This window comes from Methylobacterium persicinum, from assembly GCF_022179525.1.
In the GTDB taxonomy this organism is placed as follows: domain Bacteria; phylum Pseudomonadota; class Alphaproteobacteria; order Rhizobiales; family Beijerinckiaceae; genus Methylobacterium; species Methylobacterium persicinum.
Map to the genome: position 1 here is coordinate 100,800 of NZ_BPQX01000011.1, position 20,624 is coordinate 121,423.

The window sequence follows — 20,624 nt, forward strand, 5'->3', positions numbered from 1 at the left end:
AGTCCGATTCTGGACCAGGGAGGGGTTGATGACGAATTCTGCCCACGGCGCCCGGAACGAGGCTGGGTCGTCGCGGCTCCCTGTGGAGCTCGAAGCGTTCTTCGCGATGGCCGACAGGTGGCACCTGAGCGCCGACGAGCAGATCGCGCTTCTCGGTTCGCCGGCGCGGTCGACGTTTTTCAAGTGGAAGAAGGAAGGGGGCAGCATCCCGCCGGACACGACGGAGCGGGTGTCTCACCTTCTCTCGATCTGGAAGGCGCTGCGCATCCTGTTTACCGTAGACGAGCGTGGGGACGAGTGGATCAGGGCGCCGAACGAGTATTTCGATGGGGCGAGCGCGCTCGACGTCATGCTCTCGGGGAAATTCGCGGACTTGTACAAGGTCCGCATCTACCTGGATGCTCAGCGTGGCGGCTGAAGATTTTTCCCTGACGACGTGGAAGGGTGACGCGTTCCGCTTGATCCCGTCCCGGTTTCCGCCCGTGTCCGTCTATGACGGGCTCGTGGCCGACGGCAGGGTCGAGGCCCTCGTCGCGGTCGAGGACATCACGAACCCGCGCCTCCGCTCGATTGACCGCCTCGCGCGGCTCCGACCCGGGGTCCCGGCCGATGCCCCGAGGCTGCAGAACTGGAACCACGCGCCCTTCGCCTACGGCAACCCGGAGGGCAGCCGCTTCTTCGATCACCTGAGGCCGTGCCTGGAACTGGCTGCGGACCGCCAGACCGCGCTCGCCGTGTCGGTGGCGCGTCGCGAGAGGTTTCTCGCCCGGACCCGTGAGGCGCCCATCGGCCTCGACATGCGCATGCTGCGGACGCCGGCCGAGGGACGCTTCGTGGACCTTCGCCACGTCCCGGCCGATCTCGACGCGAAGGCGTGCCGCGAGATCGGCGCCCGCGTATCCTCCGAGGCCGACGGGGTTCTCTACCACCCTCCCGAGCGCTCAAGCGCGACGTGCCTGGCCGTGCTCAGGGCAAGCGTGCTCGGCCGCTCGATCCAGACGGTGCACTACCGGTACGTCTGGACCGGCCGCCGCATCGCCCTCCTCTACGCGTTCGACGACGAGGGGCGCGAGGTCAGGCCAGAGACCCTGGGCGGCGAGGAGGACGTGCTCGCCGCCTGAGCTCCGCCGCGCCTCAGCGCAGCTCGCCTGCCGCCCAACCGTCCAGGCGGACGAACTCGTGGAACGTGCAGCCGCGAGCCTGGCAGACGACGCTCGGCAGGACCCGGCCCTCCGCCGTGACCGTGTGGTCCTTCAGCACGAGCGCGTGACCCTGCGAGCAGGTCATCTCGGCCTTGAAGCGCCTCACCGTCGACGGGTGGCAGGCCTTCCAGTGCAGCGGCGGCGGCCTGTCCCCACCGCCGTAGCGGCGGATCGTGACCTGTCGGTGCCGCGGTTCAACGGGACGTTCGGTTCGAGGCGCGTCGCCCGAACGGCCAAGCCAGAGACGGCGCAGGAGGGATCGGAGCCAGTCAAACATGCGGTGTCACCAACATCCACAAGGGCCGTGATTTCGCGAGCGTATGCCGTGCCCTGAGACCGGCCGAACGGTCGGGCACGCCGTCATTACACCATGCCGGCGCCCCCGACATCGTGAGGAGCCTGAACGCGGCGCAAGCTGGGGGCCATCGGTCCATCGCCGACAAGCAGGAGAGCCGGCGCTGGGGGGCCGAGCCCGTTCCCCGGCTGTAGGAGCACAATGGGACGGACTTCGGCGCAGGACGCTTCCCGCGACGAGACCTCAAGCACGGGAGGGCTTCGGCGAGTATTGGGCCGGTCCCGCGATCTTGCAGCACGCTGCTGCGAAATTGCCTTGGGCCGCCATCCTCTTGCGTCTCTCGGGTTCCCGGGCGGCGGCCGCCGCGTCGCAGGACCCGGGCGCCCGGTGCGCCCGCCGCGGGCTCTCGGATGGGGCAGCCCCGCACGGTCCGCTCACGTATCCCGCCGCCGAGGCGCAACCTCCGTTAGAGCGGGCGCGCATGCGTCCTGGGAATGCGGCGCCGGAGGTCCCGCGGTACATCCTCCCGGGACCACACCGTCGTGACCTTACGGCCGGCGGTCGCGAAAACCGGCTTGATGCCGGCCCGGTCGAGGGCTTCCCGCACCCACCGAATGCCGGATCCGATGTCCCTGGCGAGGGCCCCCGTGGTTGCGTACTCGCTCTCGAAGGCCGCCAACGCATCCTCCGGGACGAGGATCTCCCCGCATGCGGTCGCGGTCCCGGTCAGCAGGCCTTGCCGGACGATCAGGCCGACGACGTCGGACGGCACCGTGATGCGCCGGCCGACCTCTGCGAGGGTGAGGCCGCCGCCCCCGCGGGACCGGCGCGCGGCCCTGATGTCCTCCGGGTCGAGGAGGAACCCCGCGAGGCCGGGCGCGTCCCGCAGGACCGCCCTGACCCGGAGCTGTCCGGCCAAGATCATGGCGCAGGTGCCGCGCACGCCGTCGACCTTGCCGTGCTGGCTGGCGCGCGCGAGCGGCAGGAGGCCGGCGGGAGCGGCCTCGACGGTCGGCGCTGGGCCGCGGAGTCGGGCCAGCACGGCGTCGATGGCACCCCGGTCGAATACCTCGGCCTTGATGCCGGCGCGACGATGGATCTCGGCTGGCGGGACGATGCGGGCGGCCACCAGCATCCTGGCCTGTCGCTTGGCCAGCCCGAGCGCGGCGGGCAGGTCGTCCGCGCGGACCGCACGGTCGAGGAGCGCGCGGATCTCGGCGGCGGTCTCGCGGGTGATGCCGATGGGCGTGCCCCGCTTGGTCCGTTCCGGCCACGCACCCAGGGCCTTGACGTAGCCGGCGACGAACTCCGGCCGGCGCCCGCACTGGGCCGCGATCTCGGCGAGGCTGACCAGGGGGACATCGGCATGCCGGATCACCACCGAGGTCTTGTGGACCGGACCCCGTGCCGCGTGATGCGCGAAGAGGATCGCCCGCACCGCGTCACCGCTCCCTCCCGCCGGCAGTCGCTTCGCCCACAGGTACAGGTAGCCATAGACCTGTTCGGCGCCCCAGGCCCCGAGGCCGACATGGTCGGCTCCGGCCATCCCGTCGAGCAGGGCCTCGAAGGCGCGCGGCCAGTCCCGCGCGATGGCGAGGCCGGCCGAAAGCACCTCGGGATGGCGTTCCGCCGGAAACTTCGACAAGGCCCCGTCGGCGCCCCCGTGCCGGGCGACGCCCAGCCGCTCCATGGCGTCGCAAGCCTCTGCGAGCGTCAGCCCGTCGAGAATGGGGACCTCCGTCCTCGGCATGCCGCCGAGGCGGCCGACCACGTAGGCGTCCGCCAGGGTCGTGCCGGGCGCGACCTCGACGCCCTCGCAGGCCAGCAGGGGGTGGCCGTTCCTGCACCGGGTCAGCGAGCCGGCTTCCCAGGTGACGTCCACGCCGCAGGTCGGGCAAGCCGCGGCCAGCAGGACGTGATGCACCGGGCAGGTGCGGACGGCAGCCACGTCCCACCAGAAGCGCCGGTGAACGTTCCAATGGGCGTGACGTCCGGACCGCGGCCGGCGGAGGTCGTCGTCCCAGCAGCGCGGGCACCAGCGACGCGCGTTCGTCGTCCAGTCGTCCCGGTGGATCTCCTCGCCGGCGATCACGACCCTCCGCTTGGTGACCTCCGCCGGGGTCCATCGCAGGAAGGGCTCACCGTCACGGCCGAGCCGGTCCGCGAGGGGCTTGGCGGCGCGCCCCTGCAGGATGTCGCTCAAGGCATGGCCGGCGCTCCTCAGGCGTTCCCGGCTCCACGGCTCGCCATTGACGTCGAAGGCGCGCAGCAGGTGCGCCGCTGCGGATTCGCCCTCGACGACGGGCGGGATGATGGTCAGTCGCACCGACGTCCTCCTACGCGTCGTCCGGGTCGATGTCCGCTTGCGCGGTTCCCATCAGTCGGGTGAGCTTGTCGAACTCGATCTCCTTCAGCTTCGGGCAGGTCGAGATGTCGGGCACCCTGAACGGGTTCCGGTGAGGGCCGAGCTCGAAGATCTCGTCGAAGACGAATGCTAGGTGGTCGAGTTGGCTGATGCTCGGCGCGCCGCTTCGGATGGCGCGGAAGGCCGCCTTCTTGACGAGGTGCATCATCCGGCCGGTGTATCCCGCCGATGCCTTGAGCATGCGCTGGACCATGTCGTGCTCGGACAGGCCGGAGGGGGCCGGGAAGCCGAGCCGCGGCTCGATCAGCTCCAGGAACTTCGTCGCCTTCTTCACACAGGCCGCCGAGTGGCCGAGTGGCCTGATGGGCATGAAGATGCAGCGTCGGAGCAACTGGAAGTCCTCCTTGAGCACCCGCCTCAGCCACGGCATGCCGGAGAGCACGAGCGAGATGGGGCGCATCTCCGCCCCCGGCGGCCGCAGGGGGTCGTTCGGGTCCGGGAGGACGAGGTTCTTCAGCGTCTCGACCAAGGCCCGCCGCTCGTCGCCGGTGCGCCCGCGGAGGGCGTGGTGGAATTCATCGACCATGACGACCGACACGAGTTGGGCGTGCATCTGGTGGCGGACCCTGCGCCAGATGTCGTGCTCCTTCAGGGTGGCGCTGAGTTCCAGATCGGTCAGGGCGACGTACAGCGCGAGCCCCAGCGTCTTCAGGGTGCAGGGGCTGGGCGCCTTGATGAACACCAGCGGGCGCACGGGGCCGACCTCGTCACGGAACGGCACCAGGGACGGGCGCATCTGCAGCCGGGCGAGCAGATGCGACTTCCCGGCCCCGGAAGGAGCCGGAACGACAAGGCACTGGCCCTCGACGTCGTCGGCGAGGTCGGCCAGCATCTGGTCGAAGCGCGCGACCGCCTTGACGACGACGTCCGTGTTCACGTGGATCGTGTTCACGCGTCTCTTCCAGGCGCGCCGCTCCAGATCCTGGGGGCTCAGACGGGTGGCGAACCGCTCCCGGCGCGCGGGAACGGCCTCCTGCGGGGCGAGGACCGTGACGTCGGGGCGGAAGATGTCCGCTTCGTGGGCTTGCAGCATGCGATGGTCCTCACTCGGCAGTCCAGTTATCGGGATCGTCTGCATCGAACCCGATGTCGTCGGCCGCCGCCGCCGGCATGGTCGCCGCCGGCACGGTCGCCGCCGCGGTGACGGGCGGTGATCGTGCCGGCTCGGCGGCGACCGAGTCGTCCTGCGCCGCGCGGACCGGGCGCCCGCCGGTCTTGCGGCCCCCCTGCCCGATGCGGGGCGCAGGCGCCGCCTGGCCGTCGGCCGCGGCCGACGGCGCGGCCTTCCTCGGGCGCCGGGTCCGCAGCCGCTCGGCCTCGTGGGCGTTCTCGTCAGCGACGTCCCAGGCCACCTCGAACATCGGGTCGTCCGCGTGCTCGCGGAACCAGTCGACGTCGGTGCTGGCCAACCGCTGCGGCTTGACGCCGGCCTTGCGGCATTCGGCGCGAAGCAGCTCCATCGCGCGGACGAGGGTCGCGCGTGCGACGCGCTGGCCCTCCAGCGTCATGCGACGCGCCGTCCGGACCACGTCGCGCCACTCGGCAAGGGAGGTGCCGTCCGCCAAGGCGTCGTCGCAGGGAACCCTGATCCACCCGGCCTCCTCGTCCACCAGGACGAGGAGGTGGCCGAGATCGGACGCATCGACCTTGACGAGGAACTCCTCGCCGAAGTGGAAGCCTTTCCTGCGGCGGACGCCCTTCAGCTCGTCCGACTGGAAGGTGAGCCCGAGGAAGGTGATCCCGTGCCGCTGGATGGTCCTCGGGACCACGAGCGCGATGAGCGGGTCGAGGTCGTCGGCCGACGGCGGCAGGCGCGTGCCGTAGCCGATCAGGTCCTGCCAGCGCTGCAGGGGCGTGCGTCCCAGCAGCCCGCCATGCTTGCGGTTGTGATAGATGTCGACGACCCAGATCGTGAAGAATTCGATGAGCTGGGCGAGGGTCAGGGCGGCTTGCCCGACGCTGTCGTAGTCGCCCCGCTCGCGCACGTCCCGGAAGGTCCGGCCCGGCAGGTAGGCGCAGAAGTCGCGCGCGATCGTGCCGAGGGCCCGCTCGACCTTGCCCTTCAGGTGGGGCTTGCGCCGGGGCATGTAGCGAAGCTCGAACCGCAGCTGCCCGGCGGCCGCCTTCATCGAGCGGGAGTGGAATTCCCGTCCGTTGTCGAGCTTGACCACCTCCGGCACGCCGAACACGGGCCAGGACGTCTCGACGCGGACGCGGGTCAGGTCCTTCGGCAGCACCGCCATGCGCAGGCAATGCATCACCGAGGTCCAGGAGGGGCGCTCTTCGCTGAGATGGAACCCGACGATCATCCGGGTGGCCGCACAGATGGCGACCGTGAGCCAGACGCGCTTGGTGCGCTTGTCCTTCCGACGCCGGTTCCGCGCCGGGGTGCCGTCGCCTTCCAGAACCAGCACGTCGAGCGGCGTGTGGTCGATCTCGACGATTTCGAGCGGCCGCGTCGCCTGAGGAGCCTTCTTGACGTGCCGGAAGGCCTGCTCCGCCTCCGCGGGGCCCTGGCGGTGATAGATCTCGTCGAACCGACTGACGTTCGCCTTCACCCAGCGCCGGATGGTCATGGCGTCGGGCACATCGAGGGGCACGGCGCGCGTCTTGTTCTCGCGCTCGACCCGGCCCTGGATGAACAGGATGACGTGGCTGAGGGGGGGGCCGTTCCGGATGAGCCAGTCCTCGCGCACCCGCTCGGCGAGGATCACCTCGACTTCCGGGTCGAGGCGGAAACCCGCCCGCCCCTTCTGGTCGTGCAACGGGATCAGCGCCGCGAGGGCCCTGCCCCCCTTGCGCCAGCGCCCGTACCAACCCTTCAGCGAGGACCCGCTCACCCGTTCGAGCGGCACGTCGTCGGGATGGGAGCCCTCGTTCTCGATGACCCGTTGCCGACGCTCCGCCGCGACGAGCTTCGCGATCTCGGCGTAGCCCTTCAGGACCTTCTTGTGGGTCCGCTCGGCGAAGCACCGGTCGCAGGCCTGCATGTAGTCGAGGCGCATCAGCGCCGCGTCCTGCTGGCGGACATCGAACGTGTCGATGGTGCGGAGGAGGTTGTCCTGGACGCCTTGGGGCAGGCCCGCGGTCGTGTCCTCCACCAGTTGAAGGCGCCTCGGCTCGCCGAAGTAGAGGTCGGCCAGCTCGGCATGGCTCTTCGTGACCGAGACCGGCCTCGCCCCGAGCGTGCGCAGGGTGACGCCGCTCGCGTCGCGCGAGAGCACCTTGTGGTAGACGCCCTCGACGATGACGAGGGCGCCCTCCTGCAGGCGGATCTGGCAAGCGCCCATGTTCAACGCCGCCCCCTCCCGGGCTCGGACACGCGCAGCCGCCCGCTGCGGCAAAGGTCCAGCATCGCGGCCTCGCTCAGGAAAAGCGTGACGGGATCGGGCCCGAGCCGGCGCAAGAGGACGCCGGCCGCGGCGCGCGCGATGGCGTGGGGGATCCCGTCGACGAGCGCGACCGCGCCGCGGTGCGTGCGGATCTGAGACCGATCTCCTGTCATGGGGCTACCTCCGGCTCGGGGAACGGCGGACAAGGGCGTGGTCGTCGAACGGTCGGCCGGGTTCGGTGAGCTCGGCTTCCCCGCGCGCGACCAGGGCGACGACGGCCCGGAAGGCGCGGGTCCCGAGGCCCGAGGCCGCTCGGAGCTCCCGGACGCGGGCCTCGCCGCCGAAGCGGTCCAGGACGACGCGGATGGTGTGCTGCTCCGCCTCGTCGACGACGAAGCTTCGCTCGCTCGCGACGAGCGCCGCGTTCGCGACCCGGAGCGCGTCGATCTCGACCTCGGTCCAGAGCTCGAAGCCGTGGTAGCCGGCCGCGATGGCGCCCGCCGCCAAGCGGGGCCGGATCTCGTCCCAGCCGAGCCTGATCACCCGCTTCAGCGGCTTGACCTCGACGCAGAGGCGCCGCCCGTCGTCGATCTCGACGGCGAAGTCCGGCGTGTAGGTGTGCCACCGGACGCCGTCGTGCCACCGGAACGGGACGGGCTCCTCCTGGTAGCGCAGGACGGCGTCGTCCTGCTCCAGGAGGAGGATGAAATCCCGCGCGAGGAGGCCCTCGTAGGCCACCATGCGGTGGCCCATGCCCGGCTTGCCGGAGGGGATCTCGCCCGTGATGCAGTCCCGCCGTCCGGTGACGATCCGGCGGGACGGATTCGGCTTGCCGACATGCCGGCTTCGCAGGGTCCGGGACATCAGGCCCCTGCCCCGGCGCCGGGCATCCGCGCGGGCGCAGCCGCCGCCCCCAGGCGGATTGGATACCGCGTCCCCCCCTCCTGCCAGCGGTCCAGCGGGGTCCGCCCGTCCCGGCGCGAGCGGCCGAGGTCGTGCTGGCTGAGCCAATCCTGCACCGCGGCCATCAGGCCGTCGGCCGTCGCCACCGCGGCCCCGGTCGCGGCGAGCCATTGCCCCAGGCCCGCCGCCGGCGCGGCCCCGCCCGCGGAGGCCGCCGGGCCGAAGCGCAGCTCGATCCCGAGCGCCGCCGCGGACCGCAGGACCGATTCGCTGCGGAACCGGGGGGCGTGGTCGAGCAGGAGGGCGTCCGGGAGACCGAGGCAGAGGCGGGCGACGCCGAGCGGCTCCGGCGTGGCTGCGGCCGGCCGGGCACCGAAGAGCCCGAGGACGGCGTCGCCGTCGGGCTCCGTCGTGGAGAGCCTCGCCGCGACCGTCACGCCGCTGTAGGCGTCCCGCGCGGTCAGCAGGTGGACGCGATCCGTGTCGAGTTCCGGCAGCGCGATGTCGAGGGTCTCCTCGCCGACGACCACCTCGCCCAAGGGGTGCCCGCTCGACATGTGCAGGAACCGGAAGACCTGCCGGGCGGGCGCCGCGGATCCGCGCGCCGGCGGCCGCATGCGGGCGCGGATCATCCGGCGAAGGGTGCCGGGCGCCGGCACCTGGTCGGGCGCGCACCCGCGGGCCAGGGCCTCTTCCCGGCACCGCTGCAGCGCCGCCTGCGTCAACAGGGAGAGCGAGGGCGCCGGCCGCAGGCGGGCCTGGGCGGCGGCCTCGTCGGCCACGGACCCGATCCAGGCGGCCCAGCGGGGCCGGGCCGGCACGGACCGCCGCCGGTCGGCGAGCGCGGCCACCTGCCCGCCGCTCGTGCGGAGCAGCCGCTGCCACCGCCTGACCTGCCGCAGCGACGGCCACTTGACGTCGTCCACCTCACGGCCGACCGCCGCGAAGGCGGCCGGCACGGCATCGGCGCCGCACGCGCCGGCCGGCAGGCCTTCCAGGGCCTGCACATAGGCCAGGCGCCGTCCGGCGCGGGCGCGCTGCGCCTCCGTCAGCTCCGAGAGGGCCGGCGGATCCGCCGGGGCGAGGGAGTCGCTCTGGACGGGAAAAAGTTCGAGCTGCGTCATGACCGCGGCGGTCCTCTGAAAGCCCGTGGCGGGCGTTGATGGAAGCTGGGCGAGGCGGCCCCGGCACTCGGGCCGGGGCCGGTCGTGCGGGCTAGTCCTCGGGCGCCTGGTCGTCCCAGGCCTCGGGCGTGAACTTGCCGGTGGGGTGGCCGAGAAGGAGGCCGAGGTCGTCGTCCCACGCGTCGAAGGCGGGATCGACGAAGCGGTCGCCGGCGGGCGGCTCGCCGCCGTACTGATCGGTCAAGGGCGTTCTCCTGGGGTCGCGAGGTCGGTGGCCCGGTCGAGGGCGTCCGTCGGACGGCCCCGGCTCGGCGGCATCAGGCGGCCGGGACACCCCAAGGAGGCGACACGCGCAGGCCCTTGCTTTCACGCGCGGGAGCTGGCATACGTGTCGGGCCTCGGCGTGTGCCTCATCCGGTCGGTGCGGTAGTTTCACGGTCGCGGTCGAAAAGGCTCGGACGTCGCTTGGGCCGGGGATTCCACTCCCCTTCCCGGCGCGGTCGAGCGATACACCTGCGGTGGCTTGGTGGTTAGACGCAGGTGATCTCAAGGCGTGCGGCCCTCGGGCCGTGCGCCTTTGTCATGACTCATGGGGCGCGACCGGAGCCGGTCGCGGAGGGTCGCGCGACCGCCCACGGCGGACGCGAACCGGTCTGATCTGGCCGGGCATTGTTACTCTCCCTCGAAGTCCCGGGACGGGACTTTACTCGGTTTCGCCCTGAGACGGCTGCGCCCGGAACTGGCCGAGCGCGTACCACATCTTCGCCTTCCGGTCGTGGATTATTTTCCCATCGCGCTTAAGCTTGGTCTTGGACTTCTCCGAGGCGTCGAGCTGGTAGCCGGCTTTCCGGACGACCTCGTTCACCTCGGCGCCGGACATCCCCCGGGGGCCCGCCTTCGCCAACGCCGTGACGATCACCTTCGCGACCGGGCCGGTGACCGCGGGCAGTTGCAGGGGCTCCGCCCCCGGCCGATCCGCATCCGCGGCCGCCCGCGGGAGGGCCACGGCCGGCGCGAGGCCGGAGCGCTCCAACGTGCCGATCAGGTGGTCGATGCCGGCCAGTTCGGTGGCGATCTCGCGAAGCTTCGCGGCACCGGCCAGCATCGCCGACCGCACGGCTTCGTGCATCTCCGCCTCGGCCTGCCGGGCCTGCTCGCGCAGCCTCTCCCGCGCCTGTTGCAGTTCGGTGAGCACGACCATCCCCCACAAGGCCCGCGGGCGGTCGCGCCCAGGCCGATTTTGAAATCCTACCCGGTCGCGGACCCCGTGGCAACCGGGTGAGACCCGGCCGCAAGGCGCCTGGTTAACGGGGTCCTGCCTGACCGACCCTGCTTCCGGCCGGGTGGCTTCCCGTCCGGACCGGCCGCGCAGACCTGGCCGGGCGCGCCCGCGGGCGGCGAGCCCGGGCCGGGCGTGCCGGCGCGCTCCGGCCGTTGGCCGGGTGACTCGGCGTCACCCCGCCCGGTAGGCCGCGGCCGGACCGACCGGCTCGCGCGACATGAAGGGCTGCCCCCTGCCCTCCGCCCAGGCGAAGCCAAGCGCGGCCAGCGCCGCCGTCAGCTGCGCGTCGTCGGCGGGAGCGATCCGCAGCCCGGCCCCCTCCGCGTCCGCGATCGCGACGAGCCGCTCCAGGAAGCCTGGGCGCGGCGCCCGCCCGGCCAGGCCGCCTACGACCAGGTCCCCCTCCCCCGACAGGCCCAGCGGCAGGTCCGGCAGGTCGTCCCCCCGGGTCAGCCGGCGCATGACCCGGTGCGCGGCGGTGTCGAGCTCGGCCGGGACCGAGGCGTCCAGCAGGGTGTCGGCCGCCGCGTCGGAGACCCGCGCCGCGCCGCCGCCCGGCAGGACCGCCGCGACGGACAGCTCGATCCCGCCGGCCCGGAGGTCGAAGCGGGCCGACAGGACGAGGCGGACAGCGGTGCGCGTCACGGTGATCGCCACCGCCCCGTCGAGTCCCTCGCCCGCGGCGTAGGACGCCGGACCCACCGCCAGTCCCCGATGCCGGCGCAGCAGGCGACCCAGGGCGGGGCCGAGCTCCGCGTCGACGATGTCCCGCGCGAGCGCGTCGGCGAGGCGCCGCCGCCAAGCCGGGCCGTCGCGGTCGCTCCTCCGGGCGCCGGGGGCCGGCAGCGCCCGGAGGACCGCGGCGGCGTGGCGGAAGCGCTGCCCGGCACTCGCGCCCAGCGCCTCTCGGTAGAGCGCATCCGCGACGGCCTCGACCAGCGGCGGCAGCCCCTTGGCCAGGGCCGCCCGCAGCCGCCGGCCGGCCGAGGCGGCCTGCGCCGCCCGGCTTGCCTCGCCGGCATCCGCCATCAGCGCCGCGGCCTGCCGCGCCTCCGGCGCGACCGTGAACGCGAGCGCCTCCAGCTCGTCGGAGGCCCGGAGGACCGCCGGCAGGCAATCGAGGAAGCGGAGGGCGCGCTCGACATGCGCGCGGGCGGAGGCGCCATCCTCGGGGATCCAGCGGGCGGCCCTGAGCAGGGCATCCCGCACCTGCGCGTGATCCGCCGGCGCGAAGGCCCCGGGGAGCGCGCGCAGGAGCGCGCGGTCGGCCGCCGCGCGCGACCGCGCCAGGGGGAGGACGATCCCGTCGTCCCAGACCTGCCGGAGATCCTTCCGGATCGCCCGCCTCAGGGCCGCGATCCGGGTCGCCCGGATGCCGCCGGCCACGAACGCCGCGTGCAGGTTCTCCATCGTCGCGTCGACCGTGTGCCGGGTGGCCGGGTGCGAGAGCGTCGCGATGGTTCGCCACGCCGTCGCGAGCTCTCCCGCGTCCGTTTGCGTGGGGCTGCTTCCGGCGCGGGAGGCCGGGACGACGGGAGCGGGGTGCATGGCCGGAGGATGCCCAGGAACGCGAGCGTCCGGCCGGGCGATAGGCCGCGGGACCGCGCCAGGCCGGCGCGATGGATCCAGGGCGCTTCGATCCGGGCCGCGGACGGCGCCCGGGAATCGGGCGCACGCCCCATTGTGCGGGCCACGGAGCAAGCCACAATCGGCGCCGCCCGGGCCGTGCCGCATCCCCTGCACCGGCGCGCGCCTCAGGTCGCCTCGCCGGTGTCCCAGGACGCCCAGGAGCCCGGCAGCGACGCGGTCTCGCGGGCGAGCCGGACGAAGGTGGCGAGGTCCTCGTTGGCGTCGTCGAAGGCGCCGTCGAGCAGGGTCCACGCCTCCGGCGCGGCGAGCGCCGCGCCATCGGCGAAGCCGCGGTCGTCCGGCCCGGTCCGCCCGCGGTCCCGCGGCGAGGCCGGGTCGACGGCCGCGCCCGGGTCGCGGGCGAGACGGCCGGCGAGCCGCCCGGCGCGGCCCCGGGCGCGGTCCGGGCGGCCCCGGCCCGGCCCGGGCGAGCGCGCCGGCCCGGGCCGGCGGGGCCTGGGATTCGCCGCGCGCCCGGGCGTTGCCCTGGAGGGGGCGCCGCGGGTGTTCGCCAATGTCGTCATCGTCGTCTCCGTCGCAGCAGGATCGATGGGGTGGCGCAGGTCGGAGGGGTTGCCGGCTCACCGAGCCCCCGGCATCGCCGCGCAGGGCTGGCAGGCGGCGGGGCGTCGGCCGGGAACGCGGGGTCCGGGCCTGCGGCGCCTCGGCGGCGGCGCGCGGCGGGGCGCCCGCGCCGCTCGGGAGCCGTCGCCGCCGAGGCGCGCGAAGCTCTCGGCGAGGTCCCTGAGGCGCTCGGCGGTGGCCTGGTCCGCGGGGGAGCCGGCGGGGCTGAGCGCCTCCCCGAGGGCCGCGGCGTCGAGCCGCTGCGCGTCCGGGTCGGCCGCCGCGGCCTCCAGGACGGCCATGAGCAGGGTGCCCGACCGCAGCAGGCTGGCGGCCGGCGTGCCGGCCGCGAGGGCGGCGAGGTCCGCGCGACCGGGCGGGGCGAGGCGGACCGGGAGCGTCCGCAGCCTGCCTTCGAGGCGCCGGCATCCGGAGAGCGCGGCGGACCAGGGCAGCAGCCAGGGGGGCGGCGGGCGCCGGCCGGCCGGGGCGGCCGCGTGCGCGACGGCCCGCAGGGCCCGGGCGGCGTGGAGCGGGCTCATGCCCGTCACGACCGCCACGCCGAGGCGGGCGCGGACCCGGTCCTCGTCCAGCGCGGCGAGCGGCAGCACGAGGAAGACCTCGGACCCGCCCGCCAGGGCTGCCGCCGCGCGGTCGAGCAGGCCCTGGAGCTGCGCCGCCGCGCCGTGGGCGACCAGGGCGGGCGGGCGCCGGCCGGCCGGCGCGGCCGGGCCGGGCGCGTGCCCGGGGTAGGCCAGGACGGTGGCCGGGCGCTCGACGCGCGCGAGGGCGGCGGCGGCCAGCAACGCCGCGTGGTATCCGGACGCATCGTCCGCGAAGAACCCATAGACCATGGCGGCATCCTTTCCGGTTGCGGGCCGCTGGAGCTTCCTTCTCTGAGGAAGGCTGAATTATACCAATGGTAAAATAGACTGGCTAGATTCGGTCTTGCCTGAAAGCAGTTCACCCCACCGCAATCTCTGGCCTTGGTTAACCGAAAGCAGTCTACGCGCCCCGACGTGCGGGGATGCGGGCCGCACCACCGCCACGCTTCCGACGGCTCGGCGAGCGGGCCGCGCGGGGAGCCGCGAGCCCGGTCTTCGCCGGACGCCGATCCGTTGCCCGTCGCGTTCCCGGCGAGCCCGCCGCGCCGGCGACGGGGCGCGGGCGAGCGCTCAGGCGGTCCGGATCGACCGCCCCGGCGCGTCAGTGAGACGCGGCCCCTGGTCCGATCGGGGACGGCTCACCGCCTTGGTGACCTCCTCGAACCGCGCGCTCGCGTCGGACCAGTTCTGGGCGAAGTCGAACAGCTCGCGCAGGGCCGGCGCGATCTCCTTGTAGGCCGCCAGCGCCGCGACCAGGGCGCCGAGCGAGAGGCGGCCCTGGACGACGAGGTAGCCGCCGATCGCGAAGAAGAAGAACGGCGTGAGGTTGGAGGTGTAGTTGTAGAGCCCCTTCAGCCGGCCCTTGAGGTCGTTGATCTCGACCCGCACCCGCTCAAGCTCCTCCGCCAACCGCATCTGCCGCAGCAGGGCCGACCCGCGTGCGGGGCCGGGCGCGGCCGCGGGCGCGCGGGCGGCCTCCTCCGTGGTCAGGAGGCCGCCGAGCGCCCGGGTCGCGTGGACCCGCGCGCGCACCCTGCCGTTCAGGCGCCGCTGGAGGCGGGGCAGGACGCTGAGCTGCACCGGCAGCATCATCAGCGCGGCCAGCGCGAGGGCGGCGTTCTGGAGGAGCAGGAAGGCGACGCTGGTCACCAGCGTGCCGCCCTGCACGAGCGGCACGGCCACGAGGCTGGCCCCGAAGTAGCCGATGGGCTCGACCTCCTGGACGGCGACGGCCGCGAGCGCGGCCCGGCGCTCGGGCGAGCCTTCCCCGCGCGCCCGCCGGACGATGGCGAGGCGTAGCCGGCGCACGAGGCGCTCGTTGACGCGCCCGCGCGCCCGGTTGACCGCGTACTTGGCGAGCCCGCCCAGCGTCAGCACGGCAAGGTAGCTGGCGCACAGGGCGAACAGGAGTTCCACCTGCGAGAGGGTGAGGCCCAGGACGGTCATCTCCGGATGGCCGTCCCCGTCCGCGTCGGTGATGGCGCGGTTGATGATGTGCTTGGGGATCTCCAGGAGAAGCCACGCCGCCGGAAGGGTCAGCAGCGAGAGCAGCACGAGGCGCAGCTGGAAGCGCAGCGTCGCCCGGACGATGAAGCGCTCCAGGCGCCACCCCCGCTCGCCCTCGGACGCGCCGACCGCGGTCGGCGGCATCGGCCTCGGCCGGGCCCGCCGGCGCCGCCGCAGCCCCGCCCACCGCAGGCCGAACCGGACGATCAGCCATCCTGTCCAGGCCGGCGCGACCACGAAGACGAGCACGGCCAGGAGGTCGATCCACCAGTGGCCGTGCGGGTAGTCGAGCCCCGTGATCCGGTGGGCCAGGGCGTGGATGAAGGCTGGCGTCACCACGGGGCGCTCCGATGCCGGGATCGATCCCATCCCGTGGGGGCCGTCAGGCTTGCCCGCGCCGATGCGTGCGTGCCCGCGTCACGTCCCCGTTTCGCGTCCGGGCCTCGCCGGGGGCTCCGCCGGCCCGGCCCGGCCGGTGACGACCGGGGGATTCCCGTCCGCAGGCTCGGGCCGGGCGGCCAGGGCCGCCGCGCACGCGCCGCGGGACCGGGGCCTCCGGCAGCCGGGCGAAGCGATGCGGCGCCGCGCTCGCGCCCGGAGCTGCGCCAACCCCGGCCCGGGGGCGCGCGGCAGGCCCCGCGCGGCAGCGGGCGCGGTGCCGCCTTGACCTCCCGGCACGTGAGCGCGAACCGAGCCGCCGTCGCGCATCCGTTTCCCGCGGCCGGAGCGAGACGGGGCAAGGGCTGACGGCACGGTCCCTCGGCGGCTCGCATCGGCCTAGGTGACCCACTCCACGACGAGCGACAGCGTTGCGATCAGCAGGACGCCCCCGGCCTCGTCGCGCACCCGCGCGATCAGCGTGGTCCGGTCCTCGCCGGGCGGCAGGTCCCTGGCGAGCTCGGAAAGGGTGGCGCTGACCTCCTCCCGCACGGCCTCTCGGTCGGCGAGGTCGAGGCCGTCCCGGTCGAAGACCTTTCCGTTGGCGTCGCTGAAATCAAAGAAGTACCGCGGCATCGGCTGGATCCTCGCTCTCCGACAATGACGCCGCCTCGCGGACGAGGCGGTAACGGGCCGGCGCGGGCGTCCGGGCTCCCAATCCGGAGGCACGGCGGTTGGCATCGCCCCACAGAGCTTGCCGACGGCGCCCCTGCCCGCGGCGGCCGATGACCGGTCCCGCCGCCGTCGACATCAGGGAGGTCCCGGACGGGGGCGGGCCTGCCGCGGAGCGGGGCTGGCGGGCATGGGAGGGACGGCGCGCCCGAGTTGCACCGGCGACGCGGAGGCGTCGACCAGGGCACGGCCGGCCGTCGGCCGGGATCAGCTCAGGATGACCGGCTCGGCGACGCGGTTTCGGGGCGGCCGCGTCCGGGCGCCGCCCGCGTCAGGCGGTGCGTCTCGGCGGCCGCTCGATGCGCAGGAGGTGCGGGTCGGCGACGGCATCCTCCTGCAGCGCCCGGAGCCGCTCGGCCGGCCGAAGCCCCGATATGGCACCGGAGGCCGGCGGCGCGGGCACGGCGGCCTGGCATGCCAAGGGCGAACAGGTCGCCGGGCAGGAGGCGGCGCGCTTCTGCTGGGGCTGGTGCCGGTGGGAAGGCTTCGGCGCCACGTCGTCCGGAATGTCACCGGCCGCCTCGGCGGCCGCGGAGATCGCCTCGGCCCCCGCGCCGACGACGTCGCCATCGTCGGGCGCCGGCACGATGCCAACGCTCCATCCACCGTCGTGAGGATAGGCCGGGGGCTCCGCCACCGTCAGGTCAGCGAGGGAGGCGTGTCTCGGCGTCGTGCATTGCGCCGCCGGCGCGACGGCAATGGCCAACGCGAAAACGGACAGCACCAGGAAACGCGCGATCGCCACAGGTTCGCTGACCTCCCCCCGCCTCCCGCGGAGCATCGCACGAGCACGCAGCCCCGGCAATCCGGGACGAGCGTGCACCTCCCCCGGCCCGGAGGCGACGAACGATGGCCCGCGCTGGGTCCCGGTTGCGGTCGGCCGCATGACGCCTCGGCCGGGCCAACTGCGCCTCCCCGCGGCGCTGGCAAGACCGCCGACGGTCGGCGAAGGGACCCGCGATATGGCCTTGACCCTGTAGTGGCTACAGGGTGCATGAAGGCGGCCCTCCGGCCTGGCCCCCGGTGCCGGGCAGAGGGAGCGCCTCATGATCGCAGCGGCTCTTGCGGACCCGACGCCCGCGTCTCCCGCGGCCGCGAAGTCCCTTCGCTGCAGGACGAGGGGCATGGACAGGCCGCCCGGGACCGTTCCGGCCTGGGCCGCACCGTCCGGTCAGCCGGCGACGGCCGGGCGGATGCCCGAAACCACTTCGCGTGACCGGCGGCCCGATCCCTGAGAGCCATGCGCAAAACCGGACGCATCTCCGTGCCGACCGCGATCCGCCCGCTCCGCCTGGGCGCGTGCATGATCGCGCTTGCGCTGATCCTGGGGCTGGTCGGTCTCGCGACCGCGGCCACGGGCGGACCGGCCGAGAGGCAGGCTACCATCGCTCTCGCGGACCTGCCCGGCGTGCTGCGCGACGGAAGCCGCGAGCCTCCGGGCTGTTCCCAGGACTCCTTGCCTGGACCGGGCCTGTGCGGTGGCACCTGCGACTGCGGCTCGGGTCTCAGCCCGGCGCTCGAATGTCCCGGACGGCATCTGCTTGCCCGCCATCTTGGCGTTCCGCCGGATGCGGCGGCTTTGCCTTCGGCTGACCTGGATAAGCCGAGTAAACCACCACGACCTCGATACGTCGGTCTCTGCGGCATGCAGACGACAACCCGAACCGCTCAGCCAAATCATGGGTACGTATCGAGGTTCGCAATGGAGCGACGAGCGTTTGGCCGCCAATCAAGCCGGCGGCGAGCATCCGAACAGGTTCCATCCCGGCAGGGACACCCCATCCAAGTCCCGCTTCCGATGGGGATGCCGACGAATTTGGATCCACTGATCTATGGAGCTGCGACGAATATCGCTCGCGACGTCAGGGACGGCGGCCTGACGAGGTGCCGGTCCGCGGAAGGCAGCACCGCGGCGAAGATCGAAGCCCTTCTGAACTATCTGGAAGGCGTCGTCTTCAGGCATGGCGACGCTGCGGTCGACGGCCTGGTCGCGGACGCTCCGGGCGGACGCTTGCCGGTCGCCTGCAGGACGGGATGCGCCTGGTGCTGCCACCAGGATGTCGACGTGTCCATCCCGGAAGCGATCCTGATCGCGCGCAGGAGAGACGCGGCGCACGGCCCCGAAGGCCGGCCGTCGGGCGCACCCGCGCATCGACCGGCTCCCCTCCGCGTCGTCGGCCGGTCGCGCGCGGGCCTGCCGTGCCCGCTGTTGAGCGAGGAGAAAACCTGCTCGGTCTACGCGGTGCGACCGTTCGCATGTCGTACGTTGCTGTCCTCCGATGCCGTGCTGTGCGAAGACGCCTTGAAATCGGCGGTTTCCGGAAAAGCCGACGTCTACATGAAGTCCTATGGCGTCCTCCAACTTGTCGGATGCGCCCATCGGGCGGGCATCAACGCGATCACGAGAGAACTCGGTCTTCAACACGACGACGTGAGCCTCGTGTCGGCCCTGTCCCAGATCAGCGACGACAAGGACACCGTTGAGCGCTGGATGGCGGGCGCGAGGGTGTTCACGCCGAGAGCCGGTCCTTGACGGCAGCTCTGCCTCCCGAGCCCCGGCTTCCGGGCGTGGACGGCTTGGTGCCGCTGACTCGCCGGCCGAACGGCGCACGCATGACGGACAAGGGCCGAGATCTCCGCGCCGCGGCGGTCGGCCGTGCGGAACGGAGGTGTCCCGCGCCGGGCCGCCCGTTTTTGGGCGGAAATCCGGGACTCTCCGGGACGGCAACTCGGGTGACGGTCGGCGCCGCAAGGCCGAAGGGGAGGATGGTGTGACGGGGGATGAGGGATGAGACGGTTCCTGATGCTGGTCGCACTCGCGGTGCTGGCAGCCCTGCCGGGTGTGGGGATCCGCCTGACCGGCCTGCAGGTCGGTCCCATCGGCGAGATGGTGGCGTTCGGCGCCGCGATCCTGTCGGCCGGGTTCCTGCTCTCGTGGGGCGCGGAGGCGGCCGAACGCCACTTCTCCTTGGGCCTGATCGTCGCCGTCGTGGCCCTGGTGACCGTGCTGCCCGAATACGCGGTCGATCTCTACTACGCCTACCAGGCCGGCAAGGCGGGCCCGGACTCCCAGTACGTCCACTACGCCGCGGCCAACATGACCGGCGCCAACCGCCTCCTGGTCGGGCTGGCGTGGCCGTTGCTGGTCGCGCTGCACTGGCTGAAGGGGGGCGGGCGCGCCATCGCGCTGACGCGGAGCAACGCGGTCGAGATCGTCGTCCTGCTCGTCGCCAGCCTCTACGCCTTCCTGATCGTGCTGAAGGACACGATCACGCTGCTCGACTTCGCCGTGCTCGTCGCGATCTTCGCGGCCTATGTCTGGCGCGTGCGCGGCGGGTCCGAGGCCGAGGAGGACGAGGGCGAGGAGCCCGGCCCGGCCGCCGCCCTCAACGCGCTGACGCCCGCCGCCCAGTGGGCGTCCATGGCTGCGCTGACGGTGGTCGCCTGCGGGATCATCCTGGTCTCGGCCGAGCCCTTCGCGGAGGCGATGGTCGGCTCGGGCCGGCTGCTGGGCCTCAACGAGTTCCTGCTGATCCAGTGGCTGGCGCCGCTGGCGAGCGAGGCCCCGGCCGTCACCGTCGCGATCCTGTTCGTGGTCGCGGGGCGCGCCGCCAGCGGCCTCGCCGCCTTGGTGAGCGACAAGATCAACCAGTGGACGCTGCTCGTCGGCATGCTGCCCCTGGCGATGAGCGTCGGCGCGGGTTCGTTGACGGCCTTGCCGCTCGACGCGCGCCAGGCCGAGGAGTTCTTCCTGACCGCGGCGCAGTCGCTGTTCGCCCTGGCGCTGCTCCTGCGCCTGCGCCTGGGGCTCTGGTCCGCCCTCGCCCTGGCCGGCCTCTTCGGCATCCAGGTCGGACTGGCGTTCTGGTACCGGGAGGACGAGGCGCGCACCGTCGCGACGCTGACCGCCCTCGCCTGGGTCTATCTGGGGCTCGCCGCCGTCCTGTTCGTCCTGAACGGCCGCCGCCTGCTCGAAGTCGTGCGCGTCGCCGTCTCGGTGGCGCCGTCCGTCGGGCCACGCGCGCCCGGGGCGGCCGAGGCGACCGAGGGACGCCGGTGAGGCCCGCCGCGCGTGCCGCGCCCGAAGCGGGCCGCGCCCTGCCCGCGGCACGCCGGCCCGGGGCGGATCGGGGCGGCAGGCCGTCCCCTCTTGCCCCTGCGCCCTGCGCGCCGTCCCGGGCCGGCGCCGCCGCGGCGGAGCCGGCCCACGCGCGCAACCGGCCTTCGCGGCCAGCCACGCCGCCCGGATCACCTCCCGCATCATGCTCTTCCCGGACGCGCTTGCCTTCGACGGCGCGGCGCGAGCCCTGGGAGGCGGCGGACGGCGGGCGCGCCGCGACATGGGGGCGACGGGAGACCGCCTCCCTCGGCCGACCGCGGCGCGGCTGCGCGCAGGGCGTCGGCATCGGGGGGCGCGACACCCAACCAAATCCGGAGGCCCGGGATGGGCAGCAAGAAGATGGCGCGGCAGACGGCGCGCTGGAGCACGGGAGCCCGTGGCGGTCGCCGCCGCGTGAGGCGGTGGGTTCGGGCCGCCGCGCGGCGCGATCTGATCCTGCTGATGGCGGCCATCCTCGCCGCGGCGACCCTCCTGCTGGTCGCCTCGGGATGAGCGACGGTGGCGCGGGCCGGACGGGCGGCGGGGAC

General features: G+C 73.6%; 20 protein-coding genes. 5 read left to right on the plus strand and 15 right to left on the minus strand.

Annotated elements, in window-relative coordinates:
* Nucleotides 1-28: 28 nt before the first annotated feature.
* Nucleotides 29-418, plus strand: a complete 390-nt coding sequence (locus tag MFF22_RS02765; RefSeq protein WP_012753006.1) for an MbcA/ParS/Xre antitoxin family protein — start codon at nucleotides 29-31, stop codon at nucleotides 416-418.
* The gene (locus tag MFF22_RS02770; RefSeq protein ID WP_012753005.1) at nucleotides 399-1,121 is read left to right on the plus strand and encodes an RES family NAD+ phosphorylase; all 723 of its coding nucleotides are present in this window, start codon (nucleotides 399-401) and stop codon (nucleotides 1,119-1,121) included. Before MFF22_RS02765 ends, MFF22_RS02770 begins: the two co-directional genes overlap by 20 nt.
* A 13-nt stretch (nucleotides 1,122-1,134) precedes the next feature.
* On the opposite strand, the gene MFF22_RS02775 is transcribed toward MFF22_RS02770, so the two are convergent.
* The 15 genes from MFF22_RS02775 to MFF22_RS02845 form a co-directional block, all read right to left on the minus strand.
* Entirely contained in the window at nucleotides 1,135-1,479 is a 345-nt protein-coding gene (locus MFF22_RS02775) for a hypothetical protein (protein ID WP_012753004.1), read from the minus strand.
* A gap of 484 nt (nucleotides 1,480-1,963) precedes the next feature.
* Nucleotides 1,964-3,823: a TniQ family protein gene (locus tag MFF22_RS02780; RefSeq protein WP_066923656.1), complete on the minus strand. Its 1,860-nt coding sequence runs from the start codon at nucleotides 3,821-3,823 to the stop codon at nucleotides 1,964-1,966.
* Between the two features lie 10 nt (nucleotides 3,824-3,833).
* Nucleotides 3,834-4,955, minus strand: a complete 1,122-nt coding sequence (locus MFF22_RS02785; protein ID WP_066923658.1) for an ATP-binding protein — start codon at nucleotides 4,953-4,955, stop codon at nucleotides 3,834-3,836.
* A 10-nt stretch (nucleotides 4,956-4,965) separates the two neighbouring features.
* Nucleotides 4,966-7,212 (minus strand): TnsB C-terminal domain-containing protein, encoded by a 2,247-nt coding sequence (locus tag MFF22_RS02790; protein WP_082222805.1) that lies wholly within the window; start codon nucleotides 7,210-7,212, stop codon nucleotides 4,966-4,968.
* 2 nt (nucleotides 7,213-7,214) lie between these two features.
* Nucleotides 7,215-7,427, minus strand: a complete 213-nt coding sequence (locus tag MFF22_RS02795; protein ID WP_066927220.1) for a hypothetical protein — start codon at nucleotides 7,425-7,427, stop codon at nucleotides 7,215-7,217.
* A 4-nt stretch (nucleotides 7,428-7,431) separates the two neighbouring features.
* Nucleotides 7,432-8,118, minus strand: coding sequence for a TnsA endonuclease N-terminal domain-containing protein (locus tag MFF22_RS02800; protein WP_012752999.1), 687 nt, complete (start codon nucleotides 8,116-8,118; stop codon nucleotides 7,432-7,434).
* Entirely contained in the window at nucleotides 8,118-9,281 is a 1,164-nt protein-coding gene (locus MFF22_RS02805) for a hypothetical protein (RefSeq protein ID WP_238247522.1), read from the minus strand. The genes MFF22_RS02800 and MFF22_RS02805 overlap by 1 nt, the downstream gene beginning before the upstream one ends.
* A 91-nt stretch (nucleotides 9,282-9,372) precedes the next feature.
* Nucleotides 9,373-9,525 carry a hypothetical protein gene (locus tag MFF22_RS02810; RefSeq protein ID WP_009863639.1) on the minus strand — a complete coding sequence of 51 codons (153 nt, stop codon included), beginning with the start codon at nucleotides 9,523-9,525 and terminating at the stop codon, nucleotides 9,373-9,375.
* A gap of 459 nt (nucleotides 9,526-9,984) precedes the next feature.
* A complete protein-coding gene (locus MFF22_RS02815) occupies nucleotides 9,985-10,476 on the minus strand; it encodes a hypothetical protein (protein WP_158022375.1) in 492 nt (163 codons plus the stop codon).
* 258 nt (nucleotides 10,477-10,734) lie between these two features.
* Complete coding sequence (locus tag MFF22_RS02820) at nucleotides 10,735-12,111, minus strand: hypothetical protein (protein WP_153874032.1); 1,377 nt, start codon at nucleotides 12,109-12,111, stop codon at nucleotides 10,735-10,737.
* A gap of 206 nt (nucleotides 12,112-12,317) precedes the next feature.
* Nucleotides 12,318-12,716, minus strand: coding sequence for a hypothetical protein (locus MFF22_RS02825; RefSeq protein ID WP_153874033.1), 399 nt, complete (start codon nucleotides 12,714-12,716; stop codon nucleotides 12,318-12,320).
* A gap of 57 nt (nucleotides 12,717-12,773) precedes the next feature.
* Nucleotides 12,774-13,610, minus strand: coding sequence for a hypothetical protein (locus MFF22_RS02830; protein ID WP_153874034.1), 837 nt, complete (start codon nucleotides 13,608-13,610; stop codon nucleotides 12,774-12,776).
* Between the two features lie 321 nt (nucleotides 13,611-13,931).
* Nucleotides 13,932-15,206, minus strand: a complete 1,275-nt coding sequence (locus MFF22_RS02835; protein WP_082773369.1) for a multidrug ABC transporter ATPase — start codon at nucleotides 15,204-15,206, stop codon at nucleotides 13,932-13,934.
* Between the two features lie 438 nt (nucleotides 15,207-15,644).
* Complete coding sequence (locus MFF22_RS02840; RefSeq protein WP_009862913.1) at nucleotides 15,645-15,881, minus strand: DUF6894 family protein; 237 nt, start codon at nucleotides 15,879-15,881, stop codon at nucleotides 15,645-15,647.
* A 367-nt stretch (nucleotides 15,882-16,248) separates the two neighbouring features.
* Nucleotides 16,249-16,722, minus strand: coding sequence for a hypothetical protein (locus MFF22_RS02845; RefSeq protein WP_012752991.1), 474 nt, complete (start codon nucleotides 16,720-16,722; stop codon nucleotides 16,249-16,251).
* A 1,071-nt stretch (nucleotides 16,723-17,793) separates the two neighbouring features.
* On the opposite strand from MFF22_RS02845, the gene MFF22_RS02850 reads away from it, so the two are divergent.
* The 3 genes from MFF22_RS02850 (at nucleotide 17,794) to MFF22_RS02860 (ending at nucleotide 20,589) form a co-directional block, all read left to right on the plus strand.
* Nucleotides 17,794-18,510 carry a YkgJ family cysteine cluster protein gene (locus tag MFF22_RS02850; RefSeq protein ID WP_158022374.1) on the plus strand — a complete coding sequence of 239 codons (717 nt, stop codon included), beginning with the start codon at nucleotides 17,794-17,796 and terminating at the stop codon, nucleotides 18,508-18,510.
* Nucleotides 18,511-18,765: 255 nt separating this feature from the next.
* Nucleotides 18,766-20,037, plus strand: a complete 1,272-nt coding sequence (locus tag MFF22_RS02855; protein WP_238247523.1) for a calcium:cation antiporter family protein — start codon at nucleotides 18,766-18,768, stop codon at nucleotides 20,035-20,037.
* Nucleotides 20,038-20,421: 384 nt separating this feature from the next.
* Complete coding sequence (locus tag MFF22_RS02860; RefSeq protein WP_012752988.1) at nucleotides 20,422-20,589, plus strand: hypothetical protein; 168 nt, start codon at nucleotides 20,422-20,424, stop codon at nucleotides 20,587-20,589.
* Nucleotides 20,590-20,624 lie beyond the last annotated feature (35 nt).